Raw genomic sequence first — 23,621 nt, 5'->3', positions numbered from 1 at the left:
CGCCGAGGACCCCTGCATGGCTGAACCGCGCCCCTCCCGTCGTCACTTCCTCTTCGCCACCACCGCGCTGTTCGCGGCGACTGCCGCTTCTGCCAGGACCATCCGCGACCTGCCCTGGACGGGGAATGAGGTGTACCCGCCCACCGAGGCCCGCCCCGGCCCGTGGCTGTTCTTCACGGCCGATGAGGCCGCGGCGGTGGAGGCCATCGTCGATCGCCTGATTCCGGCGGATGAGCTCGGCCCGGGCGGCAAGGATTCCGGCTGCGCCATCTTCATCGACCGCCAGCTTGCCGGCCCCTATGGCCGCAACGAGGGCATGTACATGCAGGGGCCGCACCCCTCGAACCCGCTGCCCACCCAGGGCTACCAATCGCCGCTCACCTTCGCGCAGGCCTATCGCCGGGATCTGGCCGGTCTCGCCGCGCATGTTGCGCGCAACTTCGGCGGCCGGAAGGTCCCGCAGCTCTCGGCGGAGGAACTCGACCGGCTGCTCACCGCGATGGAGAAGCGCGAGGCGAACACGCCCGAGTTCAACGGCAGCAGCTTCTTTGATCTTATCCACAACAACACGATGGAGGGCTTCTTCGCCGACCCCATCTATGGCGGGAACAAGGACATGGTGGGCTGGAAGCTCCTCGGCTTTCCGGGCACGCGCTACGACTACCGGGACGTCATCGCGCGCCCGAACCAGCGCTACACTCTTCCGCCCGTCAGCCTGATCGGCCGGCCTGAATGGAACCGTCCGGCGGCCGGAGGGCGTAGCTGATGCGCCGCCTTCCCCGCAAGGACGCTGTCATCATCGGCCTCGGCTGGACCGGCGCCATCATGGCCCATGAGCTCTGCCAGGCCGGGCTGCAGGTCGTCGCCCTCGAGCGCGGCCCGTGGCGCGACACGGCAAGCGACTTCAACATCGGCACCGCACCCGACGAGCTGCGCTACGGCATCCGCGGCGAGCTATTCCTGAACAACTCGCAGGACACGGTCACGGCGCGCAACACCGTGGACCAGGTGGCGCTGCCCATCCGCAAATGGGGCAGCTTCCTGCCCGGCAACGGCGTCGGCGGCGCGGGCGTGCACTGGAACGGCCACACCTGGCGCTTCCTGCCGAGCGACTTCAACATCCGCAGCCACTACCTGGAGAAGTACGGGGAGGGGATCTTCCCCGAAAACCACAGCATCCAGGATTGGGGCATCAGCTATGACGAGCTGGAGCCGTATTACGACAAATTCGAGTACATCGCGGGCATCTCCGGCCAGGCCGGTAACGTCAACGGCCAGATCCAGCAGGGCGGCAATCCGTTCGAGGGCTGGCGCCAGCGCGGCTATCCCACTCCGCCGCTGAAGGGCCAGCACGCGCAGGACCTGTTCAGCCGCGCCGCGACGGAGCTGGGCTTCAAGCCCTTCCCGATGCCCTCGGCCAACATATCGCAGGCCTATACTAACCCGCTCGGCGTCACCCTTGCGCCCTGCACCTATTGCGGCTTCTGCGAGCGCTTCGGCTGCGCGAACTACTCCAAGGCCTCCGCGCAGACGACCATCCTGCCCGTGCTCATGCGCCACCCCGGCTTCGAGGCGCGCGTGCAGTGCGAGGTGGTGCGCGTGCTCAAGAGCGCCGACGGCAAGACCGCCACCGGCGTCGTCTATGTCGATGCCCAGGGCGAGGAATGGGAGCAGCCGGCCGATCTCGTCATCATGGCGGCCTACCAGCTGTGGAACGTGCGGCTGATGCTCTATTCGGGAATCGGTCGCCCGTATGATCCCAGCAGCGGCGAGGGTGTGGTGGGCAAGAACTACGCCTACCAGGCCAATTCCTCGGTCAACGGCTTCTTCGACAACAGCCACGCCTTCAACCATTGGGCCGGCGCCGGCTCCCTCGGCGTCACCGCCGATGAGTACAACGGCGACAACTTCGACCACAGCGGCCTGAACTTCGTCGGCGGCGCGAACATCAACTGCACGAGCTTCCACGCCCGCGCCATCTCCGCGCGTCCCATCCCGCCCGGCACGCCGCGCTGGGGCAGCGCCTGGAAGAAGGCGACGCGGGACAACTACAACATCACCGCGAATGTCGGCAGCCAGGGCAGCGTGATGTCCTTCCGCGACAACTACCTGGACCTGGATCCCACCTACAAGGACCGCCTCGGCCGCCCCTTGCTGCGCATGACCTTCGACTTCAAGCCGAATGAGGAGCGCATGTCGGCCTATGTCACCGACAAGATGGTGCCGATCATGCGTGCCATGGGCGCGAAGCAGATCATCGCCAATCCGAAGAAGGGGCCGTGGAACGTCGTCCCCTACCAGACCACGCACAACACGGGCGGCGCGATCATGGGCGACAATCCCCGGACATCGGCGGTGAACAAGTTCCAGCAGGTGTGGGACATGCCGAACGTCTTCGTGCTCGGCGCCTCCGCCTTCCCACAGAACGCCGGCTACAACCCGACTGGAACGGTGGGCGCGCTGGCCTATCTGGCGGCGGATGCCATCACGAAGCAGTATCTGAAGAACCCCGGCCAGCCGCTGGTGCAGGCCTGATGCGCGCCCCCTCCCTCCGGAAGGCGCTGCTGGCCGCCACCATCGGCCTCGCCACCCTCTTCGCCGAGACGCCGCTAAAAGCCGCGCCCGACAATTACGACCAGGTCGAGCGCGGCCGGTACCTCGTCATCCTCGGCGACTGCGTGGCCTGCCACATGAACCCGAATGGCGAGAAGACGGGCTCGCAAGGCTTTGTGGGCGGCCGCCCGATCGAGACGCCCTTCGGCCTGATCGCCACCCCCAACATCACGCCGGATCGCGAGACCGGCATCGGCACCTGGAGCGCCGACGAGTTCTACCGTGCCATGCATGAGGGCGTGCGGCCCAACGGCGCGCGCCTCTATCCCGCCTTCCCCTATACCTACTTCACGCGCATGACCCGCGGAGATTCCGACGCGATCCACGCGTATCTCAACACGCTGGAGCCGGTGCGGAACGCGGTGGATCGCGACACGCTGCCCTTTCCCTTCAACATTCGTGCCTCGATGCTCGCCTGGAATGCCCTGTTTTTTGAGCCGGGCGAGTTCCGGCCCGACCCGAACCGCTCGGCCGAATGGAACCGCGGCGCCTACATCGTCGAGGGCCCCGCGCATTGCGGTGCCTGCCACACGCCTAAGAACATGCTCGGCGGCGACCGCAACAGCGAGCATTTTGCCGGCGGCCCCTTGCAGGGCTGGTTCGCGGCCAGCATCACCAACGACCAGCGGCTCGGCCTCGGCGGCTGGAGCGCGGACGAGATCGCTGAGTATCTGAGGACCGGCCGCAACACCCGCAGTGCCGCCTCCGGCCCGATGGCGGAGGTGGTGATGTACTCCACCGCACTGATGACGGATGCCGACCTGCGCGCCATCGCCACCTATCTGAAGGAGCCGGCCGTCCAGCCCGCAGCCGTGCCCGCGCGCACTCCTGTGGCGTCGAACGATGAGCGCATGCGGATGGGCGAGGCGCTCTATGTGGATCGCTGCATGGCCTGCCACACCCGGGACGGGCAGGGGGTGCCGAACATGTTCCCCCGCCTCGCCGGAAGCCAGGTGGTGCAGCAGGAAGGGCCCGAGACCGTCGTTCGCGTGGTGATGCAGGGCGTCCGCGCGGCCTATACGCCGCACGCGCCGACTTCGCCCGCCATGCCGCCCTTCGGCTGGCGGTTCAGCGACGAGCAGGTCGCCGCCGTGACCACCTATATCCGCAACGCCTGGGGCAACGCCGCGCCCCCGGTTACCGTGGATGAGGCGCGCCGCATGCGCGACACGTTGCGCGACCGCCCCTGACGAACCGCGGATCGCCCGCGGGGCAACACCTTCCCGCGGGTGGCGTTGGGACGGCTATGCTCTCACGCCGTCTCGTTCTCGCCGCCACCGGTCTTGCCGCCGGCTGCTCTCCGCTCGATCTGGCCAACGGACTGACCCCGGGCGGGGGTGTCCGCCTCGAGGCGGGGCTGCCCTACGGGCCGGGCGAGCGCGGTCGCTACGACCTGCACATCCCGCCCGGCGCTCGGCCCAACACACCGTTGCTGGTCTTTTTCTACGGAGGCGGCTGGCGTTCCGGCGCTCGCGGGGACTACGGCTTCGCGGCCCGCGCGCTGGCGTCACTCGGACTGGTGATTGCCGTGCCGGACTACCGCCTTTTCCCGGAAGTCGGCTGGCCGGAATTCGTGCAGGATGGCGCAGCAGCGATTTGCGGTATCCGCGCTGGCGCCGGGCGGGATCGCCCCCTTTTCGTCATGGGCCACTCTGCCGGTGCCTTCATCGCGATCAGCCTTGCAGCAGACCCTCGCTGGCTAGGCGAGCGCCGCGCTGGGATGGTAGGCGCGATCGGTTTGGCCGGACCCTATGAGTTCGGGCCCGAGGAGGATCCGGCGGGCATCTTCACCAATGCACCAGGGCGTCGTGCCCGCGCCGCCCCGGCCGTGATCACGGAGCTTCGCGGGACGCCGCCACTGCTTTTGCTGCACGGCGAGGCGGACGACACGGTCCGGCCTGCACAAACCCGGGACTTCGCCGCCCTCGCCACGGCGCAGGACGTTGCCGTGGCAACCCGCCTCTACCCCGGGGTCGGCCATATCGGCATCCTTGCCGCCCTGGCGAGCCCGGTTCGGGCGCTTGGCCTCGAAGGCGCGCCGGTGCTTAACGATATCGGCGCATGGCTAGCCACCAGACGCGCCATTCAGGCCGACCTGGGCTGAGCCGTCAGTTTGTTTCGATTTTGAGGGCCTTCTGGTCCGTCCAACCGATCTCCGGGCGGGCGCCCAGGCGTCCAGCACCCTTCCGGCCGGGAAGGGTGACGAACGGATCCTCTCCCGGATTGGACAGCATCCAGTCCTCCACCGCTTCGAGCGCGGCGAAGCTCGTCTCTCCATTCACGGCGTAGACCATACCGTTTCGCTCGAAGGAGGCGATCGGACGACCTGGTACACCGACCGCACCGTCCAGGCGTTCCCAATCGGGCTGGGCCAGCCGGCGAGGCCGGGCAACACGGTCGAGGAAGGTCTGGAAGTCCGGCAAGATCGTTTTGAGGCCCGGCTTGCTTCCGCCCGAGCCCCCGTCATCCGGTTCCAGCCCAAGGGGATCGGAATGCCCCGATCCCCCTGTGCTCCTCGCGCGCGACCATCTTGCAATCGCCAAGAAGAGAAGGATTCCAACCATCAGGAGCCCTAACGGCCCCAGAATGAATCCAACCCGGCCACCCATTCCTGAACCTCACCCTTCCAAGCAGGTATGCGGCGCGCCATCGGTGCGGCGGGTCACCCCGCCGCCTCCGGCTCGCGCTCCGCCTCGCCATCGCCATCAGGGCCGCCCTCGTGACCGCCCTCGCCCTCTTCAGGCTTGGGTAGGGCCGGCGGGGGCGCCTCGGCAACGTCGAAGGTCAGTGCACCATCCTTTAGCCCGACCTTCACCGAACCACCCTTCACCAGCTTGCCGAACAGCAGTTCCTCGGCGAGCGGCTTCTTGATGTACTCCTGGATCACGCGGGCCAGCGGCCGGGCGCCGTAGAGCCGGTCGTAGCCGCGCTCGGCCAGCCACTCCTTGGCGGCGGAGGACAGCTCGATCGTCACGTTCCGATCCGCGAGCTGAGCCTCCAGCTGCATCACGAACTTCTCGACGACGTTGCCCACGATCTCCGGCGTTAGCCCCGCGAAGGGCACGATGGCGTCCAGGCGGTTGCGGAACTCCGGCGTGAACATGCGGTTGATCGCCTCGGTGTCCTCGCCGATCCGCACGCTGCTGCCGAAGCCGATGCCCGGCTTCGCCATGTCGGCCGCGCCCGCATTGGTCGTCATGATGAGGATGACGTTGCGGAAATCGACCGTCTTGCCGTTGTGGTCCGTCAGCTTCCCGTGGTCCATCACCTGCAACAGGATATTGTAGAGATCCTGGTGCGCCTTCTCAATCTCGTCGAGCAGGAGCACGGCATGCGGGTGCTGGTCGATGCTGTCGGTCAGCAGGCCGCCCTGGTCGAAGCCCACATAGCCCGGGGGCGCGCCGATCAGCCGGCTGATGCTGTGCCGCTCCATGTACTCGGACATGTCGAAGCGGATCAACTCGATGCCGAGCGTCTTGGCGAGTTGCTTAGCCACCTCCGTCTTGCCGACGCCCGTGGGGCCGGAGAACAGGTAGTTGCCGATCGGCTTCTCCGGGTCGCGCAGCCCGGCGCGGGCCAGCTTGATCGCCGCTGAGAGGGCGTCGATGGCCTGGTCCTGGCCGAACACCATCGACTTCAGGTCGCGCTCCAGGCTGCGGAGCGTCTCCTTGTCGTCGGTGGAGACGGACTTGGGAGGAATGCGCGCGATCTTCGCGACGATGTCCTCCACGTCCTTCAGCGTGACCATCTTCCGCCGCTTGCCCTCGGGCAGCAGCATCCGGCTGGCGCCGACCTCGTCGATCACGTCGATCGCCTTGTCCGGCAGCTTGCGGTCGTGGATGTACTTGGCCGAGAGCTCCACCGCGGCGCGGATCGCCTCGGGGGTGTACTTTACCTTGTGGTGCTTCTCGTAGTTGGTCTTCAGCCCGGTCAGGATCTTCACCGCATCCTCAACCGACGGCTCATTGACGTCGATTTTTTGGAAGCGGCGGACCAGCGCGCGGTCCTTCTCGAAGTGCTGCCGGTACTCCTTGTAGGTGGTCGAGCCGATGCAGCGCAGTGTACCCTGGGCCAGCGCCGGCTTCAGCAGGTTCGACGCGTCCATCGCGCCGCCCGAGGTCGCACCGGCACCGATGACCGTGTGGATCTCGTCGATGAACAGGATGGCGCCCGGCTGGGCCTCCAGCTCGTTCACCACGGCCTTCAGCCGCTCCTCGAAGTCACCACGGTAGCGCGTGCCGGCCAGCAGGCTGCCCATGTCCAGCGCATAGATGGTGGACTTCAGCAGGACATCGGGCACGTCCTCCTCGATGATCCGCTTGGCCAGACCTTCGGCGATGGCGGTCTTACCCACGCCGGGGTCGCCCACATAGAGCGGGTTGTTCTTGGTCCGGCGGCACAGGATCTGGATCGTGCGCTCGATTTCCTCGGCGCGCCCGATCAGCGGGTCGATCTTGCCCTGGCCAGCCTTCTTATTGAGGTTGACGCAATAGTTAGACAGCGCGTCGCCGCCGCGCTTGGCACCGCCCTCGCGCCGCTCCTCACCACCACGGTTTTCGCCCTCGCCCCCCTCATCCTTGCCCGCATTGCCCTGAACAGGGCGCGTGGCACTGCGGCCGGGAGCCTTGGCAATGCCGTGGGAGATGAAGTTGACCGCATCCAGCCGGGTCATGTCCTGCAGTTGCAGGAAGTAGACCGCGTGGCTCTCTCGCTCGGAGAACAGGGCCACCAGCACATTGGCGCCGGTCACCTCGTCACGCCCGGAGGACTGGACATGGATCGCCGCGCGCTGGACCACCCGCTGGAAGCCGGCAGTCGGCTTGGGGTCACCCCCACGGTCGGTCACCAGCCCGGCGAGATCCTTGTCGAGGAACTCGGCCAAGTCGCGCTTGAGCTTGTCCACATCCACGCCACAGGCGCGGAGAACGGTGGTCGCATCCGTGTCCTCCGCCAAGCTGAGCAACAGGTGCTCGAGCGTGGCGTATTCGTGCCGCCGCTCGGAGGCGAGGCCCAGGGCGCGGTGGAGCGTCTGTTCTAGGTTACGGGACAGCATATTCGACGCTCCCCTGTCATATCGGCCGCCGGGATCTCCCGCGAGGCGTCCCCCTGGACACCGAGCTTGGGGCGGCCGCAGTACGAAAGTCTATATTGTGACCCTTCCCCCGAACGCCGAGGGGAGGGACCGGTTACGCGGTGTTTCAGCCACCGTATTTTGTCACTGGATCGACCATCTCTGGTTCCGACTCAGTCCTTCTCGATCGTGCACTGCAGAGGGTGCTGGTTCTGGCGCGCCAGGTCCATCACCTGGGTCACCTTTGTTTCCGCAACCTCGTAAGTAAACACGCCGCAGACCCCGACCCCACGCCGATGGACATGGAGCATGATGCGCGTCGCTTCATCCCGGTTCTTCTGGAAGAAGCGCTCAAGGACATGCACGACGAATTCCATCGGCGTGTAGTCGTCGTTCAGCATCAGTACTTTGTACATGGTGGGCTTGCGCGTCCGCGGACGCGCCTTGACCACCACGCCAGTCGTCGGGTTGCCATCGCCCCCCGCGCCACCATCACCAGGCGGCGTGTTGGGCCGTGTCGGCGCGTTATCCCTATCCGGCCCACCCTTGCCGGGCCCAATCTTGGACGGATCGTCGGGGGTGTTGCCCGGCTTGCCGCTTGGGCGCCTGTCCTGCTCTTTCATCGCCCTGCCATGGTCTCACGGATCGCCGGCTGGCCAGAAGGCTGCCGCCGCTGCGCTGGATGCCGAATAAGGATATCGGATCGGATCGCACGAGGTGAAGCCTCTCGCTCCACGCCGATATGGGTTCATTACCCCGGCCCTGCCAGGGTGGCAGCGCGGCTGCGGGCCGTGCAGGCCGCATGCCAGCCTACGACAAACGCGGAACCCAGGCTGCCGACCCAGGCTTGCCAGCTCCCAAACGCGAAAGGCCCCGCCCACCGGCCCGGAGGGGCAGGCGGGACGGGGCCTTCGCTGCGGCGGGGCCGGCAGGGTCACCCCCGCGGCCCGCACCGGGTCGGGCTCAGGCCGCGATCGGCTTGGCCGCACGCTCCATGGCGATGGAGACGCGCTGGCCGACGGGGGCAGCCACCTGCTCGGCGAGGCGGAAGGAGGCCTCCTGCATCTTCGCCGTCTCGGACATCACGCGGTCCATCGCGCCGCGCGCATAGGTCGCCTGGATCTCGGCGGCCTCCTTCAGGCTCTTCACGCCGGAGAGGGCGCGGGCGCCCTCGAGCGCGTGGTCCGTCAGGGACTGGGCGAAGGCGAAGACCTGGCGGCTGAGGTCCTGCGAACCGGTCATCCAGGTCTGGGCGACCTGGGCGAGGGTCTCGGCATTCCCGCGGGAGAACTCGGCGAGCTCCTGAGCGGCCTTGAGGCTGCCCTCAGCGGCCTTCGTGGCCTGCTCCATGCCGCGCTCCATGGCGGTGCGGAGCTGGGCGGTGCCGGCCTCGGCGATATTCGCGGAAGGCGCCATGGCGGCCGTCATCGACGGGGTGCTCATGGCGGGGGCAGGCGAGGAGTTGGCGGTGCTCACCGTCTCGGTCGCCATGCGGGCAATCTTGGGGGCTTCGTTGGCCATGTGACGCGGTCTCCTGGAAGTCCTGGCGGGGGGCGCCATGGTCTTGGGCCATGGCGCTTTGCTGCGCTGCAACATCGGACTTCTAACAATCGCAACGATGCGCGGTCCAGAACTTTTTGCACTGCACCATAAAGAATCTTCGCCCTCACGAAACTTTTTTGGCGCAGGGAAAATGCTGCAATAACCTGATTTTAGGAGATATCGCTGCAACTTACGGTAGACAGTCCGCGTGGAAGCCCCCTATCGTTCCAACCGGTTTGGCTGGGGGGCCAGGCCGAAGACGACGGTTCCGTGGGGACGGGTCCGGGACGAGGATAGGGGGAGCCAGCATGGCAATGGGTTTCGCGGCCTGGTACGGCCGCCAGCGTGACGGTGCGCGCTCGATGGCCCGGAAGGTGCTGGCCTCTCGGCTGCGGCCCCGCCAGGCAGGCTGGGCAGTCGCGCTGCTTCCCGCCCTACTGGCCGCACAGCCCGCCTCTGCCCAGATCGGCAGCGAGCGCTATGCGTCCTTCGTCATGGACAGCCGCACCGGCCAGGCGCTCGGCGGCGCGAGCGCGGACGAGCCGCGCTACCCCGCCTCCCTGACCAAGATGATGACCCTCTACATGCTGTTCGAGGCGATGCGCGAGGGGCGCATCACCATGGCCAGCCGCATCTACATTAGCGAGGAGGCGAACAGCCGCCAGCCCTCGAAGCTCGGCGTGCCGCCCGGGATGACGATCCCCGTGGAGGTCGCGATCTATGCACTGACCATGAAGTCCGCGAATGACGTGGCCGTCGCGGTGGGCGAGGCCCTGGGAGGCAGCGAGGCGCGCTTCGCCCAGATGATGACGCAGAAGGCGCGTCAGCTCGGCATGACCAATACCACCTTCCGCAACGCTTCCGGCCTGCCCGACTGGGACCAGATGACGACGGCGCGGGACATGGCCACGCTCGGACGCCGCCTCTTCCTCGATTTCCCGGACCAGTGGCACTACTTCGGCAACGCCACCATCCGCGCCGGGAATTACGCCTTCCGCAACCACAACCACATGCTCGGCAATGTCGAGGGTGTGGACGGGGTGAAGACCGGCTTCATCAACGCTTCCGGCTTCAACAACGTCATCTCGGCGCAGCGCCAGGGACAGCGGGTCTTCGTCTCCGTCTTCGGCGGCAACTCCTGGATCGAGCGCGACCGGCACGCGGCGATGCTGCTGGACGACGGCTTCGCCCGGCTTGGCGTGCAGCCGCCAGCGCGCATCCCGGATGCCGCGATGGCCATGGCCACGCCGCGCGCGCCCTCCATCCTCGGCCGCGCCCAGGCTGCCACGCTTGCCCGCGTTCAGGCCGAGCCCCCGGCGCCGCGCTCGAATATTCGCCAGGTCTCGCTGCGCGTGGCCCGGCCGGCCGCGGCGGCCCAGGCCGCCGAAGCCCGAGGGCGCCAGGCCGTGGCCGGCAACCGCGGCTCCGCCCGGCCCGCAGCTGCCCGCCGCGTGGTGGAGCAGGGTGACGGTGGCCGCCTCGTTCGCGTCGGCACCCCTGCACGCCGCGCGGCCGCGGCACCTGCCCCGGCGCGCCCTGCCGCCAAGCCGGCCCGCCGCGACCGCCGCTGATCTTTCGGCCCGGCTCGGAATTCGAAGGGGGACCGGTTCGCCGGTCCCCCTTTTCTGTTCAGGCCATCCCGCCGCGGGCGGAAATCGGCCAGAGGCATTCCACCCGGCCGTTGCGGACGCCGACATACCAGTCGTAGCGATCCACCGTCGGGTCGCAATGGCTGGGCACCAGCCGCAGCTTCTCCCCGAGCTTCGGCCGGGCGCCGCCCGTGACCGCCAGTGCTCCGTGCTCATCCGAGGCACCGGCATAGCGAACGCCCTCCCGCTGCCAGACGAGGGGAAGCCCTGAGTCCACCGCCACCGCCTTATGGCCGGCATCCAGAACCGCCACGCCGTCGCGGGGGGCGGACATCACCTGGGACAGCACGAACAGGCTCTGCCGAAAGGCCGGCGGCTCGCCATTGGCCGCGTAATCGGCGTCCATGAAGGCGTAGGACCCGGCCTGGATCTCGGTCCAGAGCCCTGCCTCCAACTCGAGCTCATAGGTGCCTGTGCCCGCACCGCCCACGATGCCGCAGGACAGGCCGCGCTGGGTGAGCTGTTCCACCGTGCGTCGCACCCCGTCGGCCGCGAATCCGATCGCGGCGCGCCGCTCTTCCACGGTGCGGCGATGCTGCGCGCCGCCGTGATAGGCCTGCAGCCCGCCGAAGATGAGATGCGGCGAGGCCGCGATGCGCTCGGCCAAGGCCACCGCCTCTGGACCGGGCGCCACGCCGCAGCGCCCGCCGCCGACATCGATCTCCACCAGCACCTCCATCCGGCGCCCAGCGGCCTCGGCGACCGCGGCGATGATGTCGACACCGGCCGCGTCATCGGCGCAGACCATCACCCGGGCGATGCCGCCCAGGGCGGCCAGCCGGCGGAGCTTGCGCGGATCCACCACCTCGTTCGAGACGAGGATGTCGGGGATGCCGCCCCAGGCCAGCGCCTCCGCCTCGGCCACCTTCTGCACGCACTGCCCGATCGCGCCACGCCGCATCTGCTGCTGCGCCACCACCGCCGATTTGTGCGTCTTCGCATGGGCACGCAGCCGAGCGCCGGTGCCGGCGAGCCGCGCTGCCATAGCATCCAGATTGGCCTCGAAGGCGTCGAGATCGATCAGGAGGGCAGGGGTGTCCACCTCCTCCTCGCGCATTCCTGGTTCAGCGGGAGGGGATTGCAGCATTAGCTCACTCCGTGGTCCCGCGGAGTCTACTGCGGACCGACCGCGCCGTCAGCGGCCGGCCAGTCAGCCCTGGCGACGCGCCGCCGCGATCAGCGCCTCGGCCGGCACGAAGCCCAGGAAGCGCCAGGCCTCGCCCTCCGGCCTGAACAGCCCGAGGCTCCCCTCCGCGAACTCCTCCTGCGAGAGCGAACGGCCGAGAATCATCCCGAGTGGCACGATATGGCCGATCAGCACGCGGTTTGGTCCACCCGTGGGGCGACCCAAGAGGGCCGAGACCTCGGCCGCGTCCTGTCGCGCATCACCGGAGGTGTAGTCGTCGGCGATCAGCGCCGGATGCACCCGCGCTTCACCAAAGGCGAGCCGGGCCGTGTCCTGGGCGCGGAACACCGGGCTGGTCAGCACCTCCGCAATGGGTATGCCCAGGCCACGGGTGGCACCGCCCAGAGCGCGCGCCTGTGCCTCGCCTGCCGGGCTGAGATTGCGCTGTCCCGCCCGATCCCCCAGCCGGCCCGTATCCCTCTGGCTCCGGTCCGTGATCGCGTGCCGCAGATAGAGGTTCAGCCCTCCCCGAAGCAGCATTGGAAGCGCCTGCTCGGCTGGCGGGACGGTCTGGGCCGCGGCCGGGGTAGCGAGGAGGAGCAGAAGGGCCGACCGACGTCGCATGCTGCATCCTGGCGCAGCCTTCCGGCCCGGCCAATCGCCGGCGGCTGCATCCGCCGTCAGCGGAGAGCTTGCGCCATGAACCGAGGAACGACCCAGGCACGCGCACGCACGGGGCCGCGCGGGGTCAGCGCCCGCACCGGAATCAGCCGGTAACAGGCGCCCTCGTAGCGCCTCAACGCCGCCATCGCATGCGGGGCAGGGCGGATAAGCGCGCCATCAACGCACTGGCCGGGACTGGGAAGAAGGCTGGGGTAGGGTGTGCCCCGGAAAACCACCCGCCCGAAGCCCTTCAGAGACGCCGGCCGCATGGTCCGGGGGAGGCGGGCATCACCGGACCGGCGCGCAAGGATGCGCCGGTCCAGCAGGGTGCCGTAGAGAAAGAGGGGGGCGCTCAGTGCCCCGCATTCTCGCCGGAGAAGTCAGGCGCGGCCAGGCCGCTGGCTTCCAGCTGCTTCGCGATACCGGCCTTGAGGCGCTCCAGCCCCTCGGGGCTCTTCGCCTCAGCGCGCGCAACCAGCACGGCCTGGGTGTTCGAAGCGCGGAGCAGCCACCAGCCGTCATCGGTCAGCACGCGCACGCCGTCCACGTCCTGCACCTTCGCGCCCTCGGCGGCCAAGCGGGACTTCACCTCCTGCACGACGACGAACTTGCGGTCCTCCGGGCAGTCGAAGCGCAACTCGGGCGTATTGATCACCTTCGGCATCGCGTCCCGAACCTGGGAGAGCGTCTCGCTCATCCGCGCGATGATGCCGAGCAGGCGAACGGCCGAGTAGGGCGCATCGTCGAAGCCGTACCACTTGTCCGCGAAGAAGATGTGGCCGGACATCTCGCCGGCCAGAGGCGCGCCGGTCTCGGCCATCTTCGACTTGATCAGCGAATGGCCCGTCTTCCACATCAGCGGCTGGCCGCCGGCCTTGGCCACCTCGTCGAACAGCACCTGGCTCGCCTTCACGTCGGCGATGATGGTGCCGCCCGGCTTGGACTTCAGCACGTCGCGCGCCAGCACGACGAGAAGCTGGTCGCCAAACAGGATGTTGCCGTCATTGTCCACCACGCCGATGCGGTCGGCGTCGCCATCGAAGGCGATGCCGAGATCGGCTCCCTGGCGGGCCACCTCGGCGATAATCTGCTCGAGGTTCTTGGCCACCGTCGGGTCCGGATGGTGGGCCGGAAAATTGCCGTCGATCTCGCCGTTGATGACGGTGTGCGTGCCGGGCAGGCGCGCGGCCAGCATCTTGGTGATCTCGGCGCCCGAACCATTGCCCGGGTCCCAAACCACGTTCAGCTTGCGGTCGCCGCCGTCATAATCCTGCAGCAGGCGCGCCACGTAGTCTTCCGAGATGTCGACGGTGCGGGAGGAGCCCTGGGCCTCCGCCACCACGTCGCCAGCCGCTGCTATCTGGCCGAGGTTCTGGATGTCGGCACCGAAGAAGGGCTTCTTGCCGATCATGGACTTGAAGCCGTTGTAGTCGGGCGGGTTATGGCTGCCCGTGACCATCACGGCGCCATCCGTCTTGAAGTGGTAGGAGGCGAAATACAGCATCGGCGTCGGCGCGCAGCCGATACGGATCACCTCCATCCCGCAAGCCATCAGGCCGGCGACCAGCCGCTCCTCGAGCATCGGGGAGGAGAGGCGGCCGTCATAGCCGACCGCCACCTTCGTCCCGCCCGCACGGCTCACGATGGAACCGAAGACTCGGCCGATCGCGAAGGCATCCTCGCCGGAGAGGGTTTTCCCGACCACGCCGCGGATGTCGTACTCGCGGAGACTCGTCGGGTCGAAGCGGTGGCTGAAGCTGGTCATGGGTTCTGGGCGTCTCTCAGGGGCGTCCGATGGATTGGTACTGGAACCCGGCCTCGCGGAAGGCGGCCGGTTCCCAGGCATTGCGGAGATCGAGCACGACGTCGCCCGCCATGGCGGCCTTCAGCCGCTCGGGGGCGAGGGCGCGGAACTCGTTCCACTCGGTCAGAAGCACCAGCGCGTCCGCACCCTCGACGGCATCGAGCGCGCTCTCGGCAAAATGCGTGGCGGCGGGCATGAGCTGGCGCGCATGCCCCGGCTGCGGGTCGTAGGTGCGGATGGTGGCACCGGCCGCGGCCAGACGGGGCACGACGACGAGCGAGGGCGCGTCGCGCATGTCGTCCGTCTCGGGCTTGAAGGTCAGGCCGAGCACGGCGATCGTCTTGCCCGCGACCGAGCCGCCCATGGCCGCGATCACGCGGTCGGCCATGGCCTCCTTGCGCGCATCGTTGGCGACGATGGTCTGCTCGACGATGGTGGTCGGCGCGCCCAGCTCCTGCGCAGTGCGGGCGAGCGCCAGCGTGTCCTTGGGGAAGCAGGATCCGCCATAGCCCGGCCCGGCATGGAGGAACTTGCGGCCGATACGGCCGTCCAACCCCATGCCGCGCGCCACGTCATGCACGTCGGCGCCGGCCTTCTCGCACAGGTCTGCCATCTGGTTGATGAAGGTGATCTTCACCGCGAGGAAGGCGTTGGCTGCATACTTGATCAGCTCGGCGGTCTCGAGACCGGTCTGCACGATCGGCGTCTCAATGATGTAGAGCGGGCGATACAGGCGGCGCAGCACGGCGAAGGCGCGCTCGCTCTCGGCACCGATCACCACGCGATCCGGGCGCATGAAGTCGCCGATCGCATTGCCCTCGCGCAGAAATTCCGGGTTGGACGCGACGTCGATCTCGATCTCCGGCCGCGTCTTCTGAAGGATTTCCTTGATCTTGCGACCGGTGCCGACCGGCACGGTGGACTTGGTTACCAGGACCAGCGGTCCCTTCGCCGCGCGCGCTACCTGTTCCGCGGCGGCGAACACATAGGAGAGGTCGGCATGGCCGTCGCCTCTGCGCGACGGGGTCCCGACCGCGAGGAACACGGCGTCCGCCCCCTCCATGGCTTCCGACAGGTCGGTCGTGAAGGAGAGCCGGCCGTCCCGGACATTCTCCATCACCAGCTTGTCGAGGCCGGGCTCGTAGATCGGAATCCGACCCTCCCGGAGGGCCTCCACCTTCGACACCTCGGTATCGACGATGCAGACATCGACGCCAAACTCGGCAAAACAGGCACCAGAGACGAGGCCGACATAGCCGGCTCCGATCATCGCGACGCGCATGAATCCCCCCTGGTCATCTCCCGGCGCCGCCGGGAGGTTTGCAACGCAACATGCATATCGCCTCGACGCCGCCGGGTCGATACGGCCCGGCGACAGTCAGGGCGCCGGGCTCACGCCCCGCGTTTCATCCCATGTACTGCGGTAGGAAGGCGCGGACCGCATCGGCCAGGTCGGGGCGCTTCAGGGCGAAGGCGATCTGCGCCTCGAGGAAGCCCGACTTGTCACCGCAATCGAAGCGGCGGCCTTCGTAGCGGAGGCCGTGGAAAGGCTGGCTGCCGATGAGCTTGGCCATGCCGTCGGTGAGCTGCACCTCCCCGCCCGCACCCTTTTCCATGGCGGCAAGATAGCCGACCACCTCGGGCATCAGGACGTAGCGGCCGATAATGGTGAGGTTGGAAGGCGCATCCTCGACCTTCGGCTTCTCGACCAGCCCCTTCACCGAGACGAGCCTGCCCTTGTCCTCCTGCACGTCGAGCACGCCGTACTTGTTGACCCGCTCCATCGGCACCTCCTCGATGGCGACGACGTTCCCGCCGGTCTCCATATAGGCGTCCGCAAGTTGCTTGGTGCAGGAGACATCGCACTGCATGAGGTCGTCCGGCAGCAGGATGGCGAAGGGGTCATCGCCGATAAAGGAGCGCGCGCACCAGATTGCGTGGCCGAGTCCCATCGGGACCTGCTGGCGCACGGTGCTGATGCTGCCCGGCGGCAGGGCGCTGGCGCGCAGCTCGGCAAGGATGGCGTCCTTGTGGCGCTCGGCGAGCGTCCGCTCCAGCTCATAGGCCACGTCGAAATGCTCGACGATCGCGGTCTTGCCGCGGCCGGTGATGAAGCAGAACTGTTCGATCCCGGCGTCCCGCGCCTCCTCCACCGCGTACTGGATGAGGGGCTTGTCGACGACCGGCAGCATCTCCTTGGCCAGCGCCTTGGTGGCGGGAAGGAAACGGGTGCCCAGGCCCGCGACGGGCAGGACGGCCTTCTTCAACGGCTTCGGCACGGGTGCGGGTCCCCCCTCAAATGGTCGTCGGATTCAGTCGGCCGCAGATGTGCCATGGCCGGATGCGGTTGGGAATGTAGAGCCTGATCTGGGGGAAAATACGGCAGGCCGGGTTAACCTATGAGGGTGTCTCGTGCCGCGTTCAGCCGTGCCGCGAGCCAGTCGCTTCCGCCGGCATCGGGATGCGCCGCCCGCATTAGCCGGGCATGGGCGGTGCGGATCTCGGCCTCGGTCGCGCCCTCTGCCAAGCCGAGCACGGCCAGGGCCTCCGCCCGTGCCGAAAGAGGCACCTCGGTAATCTCGCGCCAGCCGGGATGGGCGCGGTCCAACCAGGCCTCAAGGAGCGGAACGCTTTCCGGATCCTCCGAGGCAGCCTCGCCGAGCAGGGCGTGCAAATCCTCCAGCGCGAGATCCGCCAGGTCGCGCCCGGCATGGATACCGCGCCGGACGCGGCCGGAAAGCGTGCCGGAGGAGGGGTCGAGGCGCATCGAGAGCATCGCCGTCTCGACCGTATCGGCCGGGGTAGCGGAGCCGAGCGGTGCGGGTGGCTGGCGGGCTTTCCACCAGCGCCAGACCGCCGGCCCGAACAGCGCAAGCGCCCAGGCCACCTGCCCACCGCGCCCGGAGACGAGCAGGACGAGCACAAGCACCAGCCCCGCACCGGCCAGGGCAGCGGCCAACGCCGTCTTCACCCCCGAGATGCTGGCGGTGCTGAAGGCCCGCAGGCCGAACACAGCCAGCACTAGCAGGGCCGCGCCCGCGGCAACCGCGATCACCGCCTTGGCCCGCCAAGCTGGGCCAGGAGGGCGCCCGCGCCCGGCAGCCGTGCCAGCGCCTCGCGGCCGCCTGTGGCGAAGGTAGCTGCGCCGCGCAGCAGGGCCGCCAGGGCACCGGGGCTGCGGTGGTCGAAAGGTGCCCAGGCCCCGCCCGAAGCGCGGGCAATGCCGCGCAGGGTAGGGGTAGCGCCGGGGTCATCCCCCTCCTGAAAGACGAAGGCCGGGGTTCCCCGGGCGCCCAGCCGGGCCGCGGCGGCTACCAGCGGGGCGGGTTCCTCCTCCACCGCGTCCCCGATGAAGACGAGGGCATGCAGCCGGGCTGCGGACGCCTCCGACTCTGCATGGCGCAGCAGGCGCAGGATCTGCGTGTGCCCGCCGCGGCAGGAGACCCCACCCATCGCGGCCGCTAGGGCACGCGATTCGGTCACGAAGGGCGTAGCGCGGAACTCGCCCTGGCCGCGGTAGAAGGCGAGGCTGACCGAGAGGCTTCCCGCCGCCGCCGCGAACATCTCCGCTTGCAGGTGGCAGGCCCGGTCCCAGCTGGGCTGCCGGCTGGCGGTGGCATCGACGGCAAAGAGCAGGCGAGCGGGCGACGGCGCCGCGCGCAAGGCGGGCAGGGCCGCCGCCCGTTCCAGGAAGGCGGCTACGGCGGTGCGGGGCGCGACAGGGACCGGCGGCTGGGCCATGCCTTGAATATGGGGTGCCGGGGCGGGGGAGGGAACGGCGCGGAAGCGGTGGCCTTTCGCCGATGCCTCTCCTAGCCTCCCCGAAACCACGGGAGAACACCGGCCATGACCCGTCGCCATTTGCTTCTCGCGGGCTGCATCGCCCTGCCTGTCGCCTTCGCTGCCGGACTCGGCGCGCATGCGCAAGCCGAAGCCGAACGGCAGCTCGATGCCGCCATCGCGCGCCTTCGCAGCGGGCTTGGCCCGGAGGGCGCGGTGGAGTGGCAGAGCCGCAGCGTGGATCCGGTCAGCGGCACGGCGCGCCTGGCGGGTGTCACGGTCCGTCGCGGGGCGGAGCGGATGACGGCCGAGGAGGTGGTGCTTGGCGGACTGGCCGGCGATCGCGTCGGCCGTGCCGTGCTGAGCGGCCTTCGGATGGAAGGCGTCACCACCGAAAAGCCCGGCCGCATCCTCGCGACCGTCGGGCGGGTGACCTTCGCCGGTCTCGTCCTTCCGGCCGTCCCGGGTGCTGCCCCGGGCGCGGCCTCGGTGGACTGGTCGGCAGCCTCCGCGGAGGAGGCGCTGGCCGAGGGCATGCGGATGGAGAACCCCGGCCGCGGCGATGCCGAACTGGGCCGGCTGAGCCTCGCCGGCTACGCGCCCGGCCGGCTGCGCGAGGCGGTGGTGGAGGGCTTCCGCTTCACCGACCGCAACGACGGCGAGGTGCGCATCCGGCTGGGCCGTGCCCGCCTGGCCGGGGCCGAGGTGCCGCGGATCGGCGGCGCGATCGACCCCTGGGCGCTGGCCGCTGATGCCGTCGAGCTGGAAGGGGTGGAACTGGCCGTCGAGAAACAGCAGGTCACGCTGCGCCTCGGGCGCGCCCAGGCTGAGGGCTGGGGGCCGGGCCGCCTGGCCACGATCGGCATCGAGGGCGTGGGAGTGCAGGGCGAGACGCCGGAGACCGGGCCTTTCACGGCCGAGCTGGGCCGCATGTCCGTCAAGGGCGTGGCGGTGCGCGACATGGCCCATGCTTTCACCCATGACGTGAACCCGCCACAGCTCGGCCCCGGGCAAGAGCAGCAGGCCGAGGTGGAGGGCTTTGGCGTCTCTACCAACGGGGCGCCCCTGCTGCAGGTCGGCCGGATGCGGGCGCGCGCCGGATGGGACCCGGCGACCCCCGGCATCGAGCTCGGCAGCGTCGGCGTCGAGGGCCTCGCCCTCGACCTGCCGGCTGAATACGGCGGGTCCTGGCTGGACGGGCTGGGCATCAAGCGGGTGCTCGGCGCGCTGGAGCTGGGCACCCGCACCAACCGGGCGGAGCGCCGGCTGGTGACCGACCCTCTGTCGCTGCGGGCCGATGGCCTTGCGCGGCTCGGCTTCACCGCCGACCTCCGCGGCTTCGAGGTTCCCGCGCCAGGGCAGCCGGTGGCGGACGACCCGATGGCAATGATGGCGAGCTGTAGCATGGCGGGCTTCACCATGCGCTACACCGATGACGGGCTGCTGCGGGCCATCGTCGCCCAGCAGGCGCAGCAGCAGGGCGTGCCGGAGCGGCAGCTTCGGGAAGGCTACGCCTCCATGGTGATGCAGATGCCGATCCCCGGGGCGGGCGCCGGCAAGGGCGGCGCCGAGCTGGGGCGGCTGCGCTCCGCCCTGGCCTCCTTCGCGCGCGACCTGGGCACGATCGATGTCTCGTTGCGGCCAGCCAAGCCGGTGCCGCTGATGGAAATGATGGCCGTCAGCTCCATGCCGCCGGACGAGTTGGTGCGGCGGATGAACATCACCGCCACGGCGACGCCGCCGGGGCGTTGACCCAACCCCGGCCCGGCGTCGCTAGGACGCCGGGTCCGGCTGGGCGGCCGCGATGGCCGAGAGGTTGACGATGCCCCGCGCCGTGGTGCTGGGCACCATGACATGCACCGGCTTGTTCATGCCGAGCAGGATGGGCCCGACCTGAAGCCCGTCCGCTGCCGCCCGCAGCAGGTTGCAGGCGATATTGGCCGAATCGAGATTGGGGAAGACCAGCAGGTTGGCCGAACCGGTCAGGCGCCCGTCCGGCACCGTGCGGTCGCGGATGCTGGGCTCCAGCGCGGCATCGGCATGCATCTCGCCATCCACCTCGAGCTCCGGATCCCGCGCGTGGATGAGCTTGAGTGCGCGCCGCATCTTGCGGGCCGAGGGCGCGTCCGACGCGCCGAAGGAGGAATGGGAGAGCAGCGCCACCCGCGGTGTGACGCCGAAGGCGCGGACCTGCTCGGCGGCCAGCAGTGTCATCTCCGCGATCTGCTCATCGTTCGGGTCCACGAGTAGGTGGGTGTCCACGAAGAACAGGGTACCTGCGGGCAGGATCACGCCCGTCATCGCATAGACGCGGCCCGCATCCGGGCGCTTGCCGACGATGTCGAAGGCCTGGTGCCAGTGCGTCATCCACTCGCCCGTGCCGCCGACGATCGCGGCATCCACCTGGCCCGTTTCCAACAGCATCGTCGCGGCAACGGTCGGCCGGGTGCGGAGGGCGCGGGCGGCGGCATCGGGCGGGATGCCCCGGCGGCCGACCTTGCCCTGGTACAGCGCGAGAAGCGGCGCGAGGGTCTCGGAATCGGTCGAGGGGTCCAGCACCGTCACGCTGTCCTCGAGATCCATGCGCAGGCCCATCATGCGCACCTTCTCCGCGATCACCTCGCGACGGCCGATGAGCACGGGCTCAGCGATCCCCTCGTCCAGCACGGTCTGCACGGCGCGCAGCGTCCGCTCGTCCTCGCCTTCGCCATAGGCAATGCGGCGTGCGGCATTGCGGGCGGCGGCGAAGACCGGGCGCATCAGGTCGCCCGAGCGGAAGACGAAGCGCTCCAGCTCGCGCTTGTAAGCGTCGAAATCCTCGATCGGGCGGGTGGCGACGCCGGATTCCATCGCGGCCCGCGCCACCGCCGGCGCGATCTCGAGGATCAGGCGCGGATCGAAGGGCTTGGGGATGATGTAGTCGGCGCCGAAGATCGGCGCCTGGCCGCCATAGGCCGCGACGACGACCTCGCTCGCCTCGGCCCGCGCCAGCCGCGCGATGGCCTCTACCGCCGCGACCTTCATGGCCTCATTGATGGTGGTCGCGCCCGCATCGAGTGCGCCCCGGAAGATGAAGGGGAAGCAGAGGACGTTGTTGACCTGGTTCGGGTAGTCCGACCGGCCGGTGGCGACGATGGCATCCGGCCGCGCGGCGCGCACCGCCTCCGGCAGGATCTCCGGCTCCGGATTCGCCAGCGCCAGGATCAGCGGGCTCGGCGCCATGGAGGGCAGCCATTCGGCCTTCAGCACGCGGGGCGCGGAAAGGCCGAGGAAGACGTTCGCGCCGGGCAGCGCATCGGCCAGCGTGCGCGCATCGGTCGCGCGGGCGTAGCGCGACTTGTACGGATCCATCAGGACCTCGCGGCCCTCATAGACCACGCCCTCGATGTCGCAGACCGTGATGTTCTCGCGCCGCGCGCCCATGGTGACGAGCAGGTCGAGGCAGGCCAGCGCGGCGGCGCCGCCGCCCGAGGTGACGATCTTGCACTCGGAGAGCTGCTTGCCCTGCACCAGCAGCCCGTTCCGCACCGCGGCTGCCACGATGATGGCGGTGCCGTGCTGGTCGTCGTGGAACACCGGGATCTTCATCCGGGCGCGCAGCGCGCGCTCGATCTCGAAGCACTCGGGCGCCTTGATGTCCTCGAGGTTGATGGCGCCGAAGCTCGGCTCCAGCACCGCCACCGCCTCGATGAACTTCTCGGGGTCGCGCTCATCGACCTCGATGTCGATGGAATCGATGTTGGCGAACTTCTTGAAGAGGACCGCCTTGCCCTCCATCACCGGCTTGGAGGCCAGCGCGCCGATCGCGCCCAGCCCCAGCACCGCCGTGCCGTTGGTAATGACGGCGACCATGTTGCCGCGCGTGGTGTAGTCATAGGCCTTCGCCGGATCGGCCGCGATTTCCATGCAGGCCGCCGCGACGCCCGGCGAATAGGCCAGGCCAAGATCGCGCTGGGTCGCCATGCGCTTGGTGGGCTCGATCGACAGCTTCCCGGGGCGCGGAAGGCGGTGATAATCGAGCGCGGCTTTGCGGAAATCCTCGTCCATCCCGCGGTTATGGCCCTGGCAGCGGCGCGGCGCCAGACGGCATGGCATGCGGGAACCGCCGTCCATCCCTCGCGTTCGGCGCATGGCAGGAACAGGGAAGGGCAAGCATGCCAGGACCATCGGACGATCCGGGCGGCGAGCCCCGGCCGGGAGACCGCGCATTGACCGGCACGCCCGGAACAGAGGAGGTCGTCTGCCAGGAGTGCGAGGGGAAAGGGGAACTGATGGGCAAGCCGTGCCTGGCCTGCAACGGCACGGGCATGGTGATCGGACGTCCTGGATCGGACGATCCGCTGCCGATGGGGTAGGCGGGAAAAGGTGCCCTGTGAGTCCGGTGCGTGGCGCGCTACATGCGCCGGGCGGGCGCCATACGGGCGGCCCGAGGTGACACCGGTGAAGAAGATGGTGCGGTCAAGAAGATTCGAACTTCCACGGGGTTTCCCCCACCAGCACCTCAAGCTGGCGCGTCTACCATTCCGCCATGACCGCATGCAGAGGACGGTGTCTGATCCGCTCCGCGGCGGGGCCTATAGCCGATGAGCGCGGCGGCATCAACTGGGCACGATGCCCCGGAGTGGCTGATTTCCGACGGACGCATCCCCGTCCCCGACGCGCTGGCCGCGATGGAGGCCCGGGTGGCCGGAATCCGCGCCGGCACGGCGGGGGAGGCGGTGTGGCTGGTGGAGCACCCGCCGAGCTACACCGCCGGCACCTCCGCACGGGCGGAGGGGCTGCTGGACACGCGCTTTCCCACCTTCGAGGCCGGGCGCGGCGGGCAGTGGACCTATCACGGGCCCGGCCAGCGCACCGCCTATGTCATGCTCGACCTCACCCGTCCGCATGGCACCGTCCAGGCCCGCGACGTGCGAGCCTATGTCCACGGCCTCGAGGAATGGATGATCCGGGCTCTGGACCGCTTCAACGTCAGGGGGGAACGGCGAGAGGGGCGCGTCGGCATCTGGGTGGCGGATCGCAGCACGGGGACGGAGTCGAAGATCGGCGCCATCGGCGTCCGGGTCTCCCGCTGGGTATCCTGGCACGGGATCGCGTTGAACGTGGAGCCGGACCTCGGCCATTTCGGCGGCATCGTGCCCTGCGGGATCACGGGGCACGGTGTGACCAGCCTGCACGCGCTGGGCATCCCGGCAACGATGGAGGAGACGGATTCCGCGCTCATCGCCGCCTGGGCAGAGGTCTTCGGGAACCCTGACTGACCGCGCGCCGGGCTTCGCGAACCTTGCGTGCTACGGTGCTCGGCCGGAAGGGCTCGTCGTCGCCGAGGTGACGCTGCGCAGTTGGCGCGCGGATGCATGGAATGCCGGAACG

21 protein-coding genes and 1 tRNA gene are annotated in these 23,621 nt (G+C 69.0%); 8 read left to right on the top strand and 14 right to left on the bottom strand.

The features are described 5' to 3' along the window. The first annotated feature begins 16 nt into the window (after positions 1 to 16). The 4 genes from ACVBD7_RS13250 to ACVBD7_RS13235 are packed head-to-tail and all read left to right on the top strand — an operon-like array spanning position 17 to position 4,717. Positions 17 to 766 (top strand): gluconate 2-dehydrogenase subunit 3 family protein, encoded by a 750-nt coding sequence (locus ACVBD7_RS13250; protein ID WP_458093705.1) that lies wholly within the window; start codon positions 17 to 19, stop codon positions 764 to 766. Further along, positions 766 to 2,535 carry a GMC family oxidoreductase gene (locus tag ACVBD7_RS13245; protein ID WP_458093704.1) on the top strand — a complete coding sequence of 590 codons (1,770 nt, stop codon included), beginning with the start codon at positions 766 to 768 and terminating at the stop codon, positions 2,533 to 2,535. Before ACVBD7_RS13250 ends, ACVBD7_RS13245 begins: the two co-directional genes overlap by 1 nt. Further along, a complete protein-coding gene (locus ACVBD7_RS13240) occupies positions 2,535 to 3,803 on the top strand; it encodes a c-type cytochrome (protein WP_458093703.1) in 1,269 nt (422 codons plus the stop codon). Before ACVBD7_RS13245 ends, ACVBD7_RS13240 begins: the two co-directional genes overlap by 1 nt. A gap of 56 nt (positions 3,804 to 3,859) precedes the next feature. After that, positions 3,860 to 4,717, top strand: coding sequence for an alpha/beta hydrolase (locus tag ACVBD7_RS13235; RefSeq protein ID WP_458093702.1), 858 nt, complete (start codon positions 3,860 to 3,862; stop codon positions 4,715 to 4,717). Between the two features lie 4 nt (positions 4,718 to 4,721). Here the strand turns inward: ACVBD7_RS13235 and ACVBD7_RS13230 are convergent, their stop codons facing one another. From ACVBD7_RS13230 to ACVBD7_RS13215, 4 genes are all read right to left on the bottom strand, one after another. Continuing rightward, positions 4,722 to 5,036 carry a hypothetical protein gene (locus ACVBD7_RS13230; RefSeq protein WP_458093701.1) on the bottom strand — a complete coding sequence of 105 codons (315 nt, stop codon included), beginning with the start codon at positions 5,034 to 5,036 and terminating at the stop codon, positions 4,722 to 4,724. A 239-nt stretch (positions 5,037 to 5,275) separates the two neighbouring features. Next, a complete protein-coding gene (gene clpA / locus ACVBD7_RS13225) occupies positions 5,276 to 7,666 on the bottom strand; it encodes an ATP-dependent Clp protease ATP-binding subunit ClpA (protein ID WP_458093700.1) in 2,391 nt (796 codons plus the stop codon). Between the two features lie 191 nt (positions 7,667 to 7,857). Then, a complete protein-coding gene (clpS, locus tag ACVBD7_RS13220; RefSeq protein WP_458093699.1) occupies positions 7,858 to 8,307 on the bottom strand; it encodes an ATP-dependent Clp protease adapter ClpS in 450 nt (149 codons plus the stop codon). A 340-nt stretch (positions 8,308 to 8,647) separates the two neighbouring features. After that, entirely contained in the window at positions 8,648 to 9,205 is a 558-nt protein-coding gene (locus ACVBD7_RS13215; protein WP_458093698.1) for a phasin family protein, read from the bottom strand. Positions 9,206 to 9,534: 329 nt separating this feature from the next. On the opposite strand from ACVBD7_RS13215, the gene ACVBD7_RS13210 reads away from it, so the two are divergent. Then, positions 9,535 to 10,797: a D-alanyl-D-alanine carboxypeptidase family protein gene (locus ACVBD7_RS13210; protein WP_458093697.1), complete on the top strand. Its 1,263-nt coding sequence runs from the start codon at positions 9,535 to 9,537 to the stop codon at positions 10,795 to 10,797. A gap of 58 nt (positions 10,798 to 10,855) precedes the next feature. Here ACVBD7_RS13210 and ACVBD7_RS13205 read toward each other — a convergent pair whose 3' ends face one another. From ACVBD7_RS13205 to ACVBD7_RS13170, 8 genes are all read right to left on the bottom strand, one after another. Next, the gene (locus tag ACVBD7_RS13205; protein WP_458093696.1) at positions 10,856 to 11,962 is read right to left on the bottom strand and encodes a DSD1 family PLP-dependent enzyme; all 1,107 of its coding nucleotides are present in this window, start codon (positions 11,960 to 11,962) and stop codon (positions 10,856 to 10,858) included. A 63-nt stretch (positions 11,963 to 12,025) separates the two neighbouring features. Beyond that, positions 12,026 to 12,625 carry a histidine phosphatase family protein gene (locus ACVBD7_RS13200; protein WP_458093695.1) on the bottom strand — a complete coding sequence of 200 codons (600 nt, stop codon included), beginning with the start codon at positions 12,623 to 12,625 and terminating at the stop codon, positions 12,026 to 12,028. Positions 12,626 to 12,681: 56 nt separating this feature from the next. Continuing rightward, entirely contained in the window at positions 12,682 to 12,975 is a 294-nt protein-coding gene (locus ACVBD7_RS13195; protein WP_458097697.1) for a gamma-glutamylcyclotransferase family protein, read from the bottom strand. Positions 12,976 to 13,016: 41 nt separating this feature from the next. Further along, on the bottom strand, positions 13,017 to 14,429 hold the full coding sequence (pgmG, locus tag ACVBD7_RS13190) for a phosphoglucomutase/phosphomannomutase PgmG (RefSeq protein WP_458093694.1): 1,413 nt from the start codon (positions 14,427 to 14,429) through the stop codon (positions 13,017 to 13,019). Between the two features lie 16 nt (positions 14,430 to 14,445). Next, positions 14,446 to 15,750: a UDP-glucose dehydrogenase family protein gene (locus ACVBD7_RS13185; protein ID WP_458093693.1), complete on the bottom strand. Its 1,305-nt coding sequence runs from the start codon at positions 15,748 to 15,750 to the stop codon at positions 14,446 to 14,448. Positions 15,751 to 15,874: 124 nt separating this feature from the next. Then, positions 15,875 to 16,747, bottom strand: coding sequence for a UTP--glucose-1-phosphate uridylyltransferase GalU (galU, locus tag ACVBD7_RS13180; RefSeq protein ID WP_458093692.1), 873 nt, complete (start codon positions 16,745 to 16,747; stop codon positions 15,875 to 15,877). Between the two features lie 113 nt (positions 16,748 to 16,860). After that, positions 16,861 to 17,523: a hypothetical protein gene (locus ACVBD7_RS13175; protein ID WP_458093691.1), complete on the bottom strand. Its 663-nt coding sequence runs from the start codon at positions 17,521 to 17,523 to the stop codon at positions 16,861 to 16,863. Continuing rightward, the gene (locus tag ACVBD7_RS13170) at positions 17,520 to 18,209 is read right to left on the bottom strand and encodes a VWA domain-containing protein (RefSeq protein ID WP_458093690.1); all 690 of its coding nucleotides are present in this window, start codon (positions 18,207 to 18,209) and stop codon (positions 17,520 to 17,522) included. The genes ACVBD7_RS13175 and ACVBD7_RS13170 overlap by 4 nt, the downstream gene beginning before the upstream one ends. Before the next feature lie 105 nt (positions 18,210 to 18,314). Here ACVBD7_RS13170 and ACVBD7_RS13165 point away from each other — a divergent pair, with 105 nt between their 5' ends. Beyond that, positions 18,315 to 20,000, top strand: a complete 1,686-nt coding sequence (locus ACVBD7_RS13165; protein WP_458093689.1) for a hypothetical protein — start codon at positions 18,315 to 18,317, stop codon at positions 19,998 to 20,000. Positions 20,001 to 20,021: 21 nt separating this feature from the next. Here ACVBD7_RS13165 and ACVBD7_RS13160 read toward each other — a convergent pair whose 3' ends face one another. Next, a complete protein-coding gene (locus tag ACVBD7_RS13160) occupies positions 20,022 to 22,295 on the bottom strand; it encodes an NADP-dependent malic enzyme (protein WP_458093688.1) in 2,274 nt (757 codons plus the stop codon). 107 nt (positions 22,296 to 22,402) lie between these two features. Here ACVBD7_RS13160 and ACVBD7_RS13155 point away from each other — a divergent pair, with 107 nt between their 5' ends. Further along, positions 22,403 to 22,603: a hypothetical protein gene (locus ACVBD7_RS13155; RefSeq protein ID WP_458093687.1), complete on the top strand. Its 201-nt coding sequence runs from the start codon at positions 22,403 to 22,405 to the stop codon at positions 22,601 to 22,603. Between the two features lie 95 nt (positions 22,604 to 22,698). Here ACVBD7_RS13155 and ACVBD7_RS13150 read toward each other — a convergent pair. Then, positions 22,699 to 22,784, bottom strand: a tRNA-Leu gene (locus tag ACVBD7_RS13150). Positions 22,785 to 22,831: 47 nt separating this feature from the next. On the opposite strand from ACVBD7_RS13150, the gene lipB reads away from it, so the two are divergent. Continuing rightward, on the top strand, positions 22,832 to 23,509 hold the full coding sequence (gene lipB, locus ACVBD7_RS13145) for a lipoyl(octanoyl) transferase LipB (RefSeq protein ID WP_458093686.1): 678 nt from the start codon (positions 22,832 to 22,834) through the stop codon (positions 23,507 to 23,509). Positions 23,510 to 23,621 lie beyond the last annotated feature (112 nt).

It is taken from the genome of Roseomonas sp. WA12 (assembly GCF_054165765.1).
This window is presented reverse-complemented; position numbering and strand designations above follow the sequence as displayed.

Excerpts from the sequence above, each read along its gene's own strand:
- ACVBD7_RS13155 (WP_458093687.1), top strand. The coding sequence starts at position 22,403 with ATGCCAGGACCATCGGACGATCCGGGCGGCGAGCCCCGGCCGGGAGAC.
- ACVBD7_RS13185 (WP_458093693.1), bottom strand. The coding sequence starts at position 15,750 with ATGCGCGTCGCGATGATCGGAGCCGGCTATGTCGGCCTCGTCTCTGGT.
- ACVBD7_RS13215 (WP_458093698.1), bottom strand. The coding sequence starts at position 9,205 with ATGGCCAACGAAGCCCCCAAGATTGCCCGCATGGCGACCGAGACGGTG.
- ACVBD7_RS13200 (WP_458093695.1), bottom strand. The coding sequence starts at position 12,625 with ATGCGACGTCGGTCGGCCCTTCTGCTCCTCCTCGCTACCCCGGCCGCG.
- ACVBD7_RS13210 (WP_458093697.1), top strand. The coding sequence starts at position 9,535 with ATGGCAATGGGTTTCGCGGCCTGGTACGGCCGCCAGCGTGACGGTGCG.
- ACVBD7_RS13250 (WP_458093705.1), top strand. The coding sequence starts at position 17 with ATGGCTGAACCGCGCCCCTCCCGTCGTCACTTCCTCTTCGCCACCACC.
- clpA (WP_458093700.1), bottom strand. The coding sequence starts at position 7,666 with ATGCTGTCCCGTAACCTAGAACAGACGCTCCACCGCGCCCTGGGCCTC.
- ACVBD7_RS13205 (WP_458093696.1), bottom strand. The coding sequence starts at position 11,962 with ATGCTGCAATCCCCTCCCGCTGAACCAGGAATGCGCGAGGAGGAGGTG.
- ACVBD7_RS13240 (WP_458093703.1), top strand. The coding sequence starts at position 2,535 with ATGCGCGCCCCCTCCCTCCGGAAGGCGCTGCTGGCCGCCACCATCGGC.
- ACVBD7_RS13165 (WP_458093689.1), top strand. The coding sequence starts at position 18,315 with ATGACCCGTCGCCATTTGCTTCTCGCGGGCTGCATCGCCCTGCCTGTC.
- ACVBD7_RS13235 (WP_458093702.1), top strand. The coding sequence starts at position 3,860 with ATGCTCTCACGCCGTCTCGTTCTCGCCGCCACCGGTCTTGCCGCCGGC.
- ACVBD7_RS13245 (WP_458093704.1), top strand. The coding sequence starts at position 766 with ATGCGCCGCCTTCCCCGCAAGGACGCTGTCATCATCGGCCTCGGCTGG.
- pgmG (WP_458093694.1), bottom strand. The coding sequence starts at position 14,429 with ATGACCAGCTTCAGCCACCGCTTCGACCCGACGAGTCTCCGCGAGTAC.
- lipB (WP_458093686.1), top strand. The coding sequence starts at position 22,832 with ATGAGCGCGGCGGCATCAACTGGGCACGATGCCCCGGAGTGGCTGATT.
- clpS (WP_458093699.1), bottom strand. The coding sequence starts at position 8,307 with ATGAAAGAGCAGGACAGGCGCCCAAGCGGCAAGCCGGGCAACACCCCC.
- ACVBD7_RS13160 (WP_458093688.1), bottom strand. The coding sequence starts at position 22,295 with ATGGACGAGGATTTCCGCAAAGCCGCGCTCGATTATCACCGCCTTCCG.
- ACVBD7_RS13170 (WP_458093690.1), bottom strand. The coding sequence starts at position 18,209 with ATGGCCCAGCCGCCGGTCCCTGTCGCGCCCCGCACCGCCGTAGCCGCC.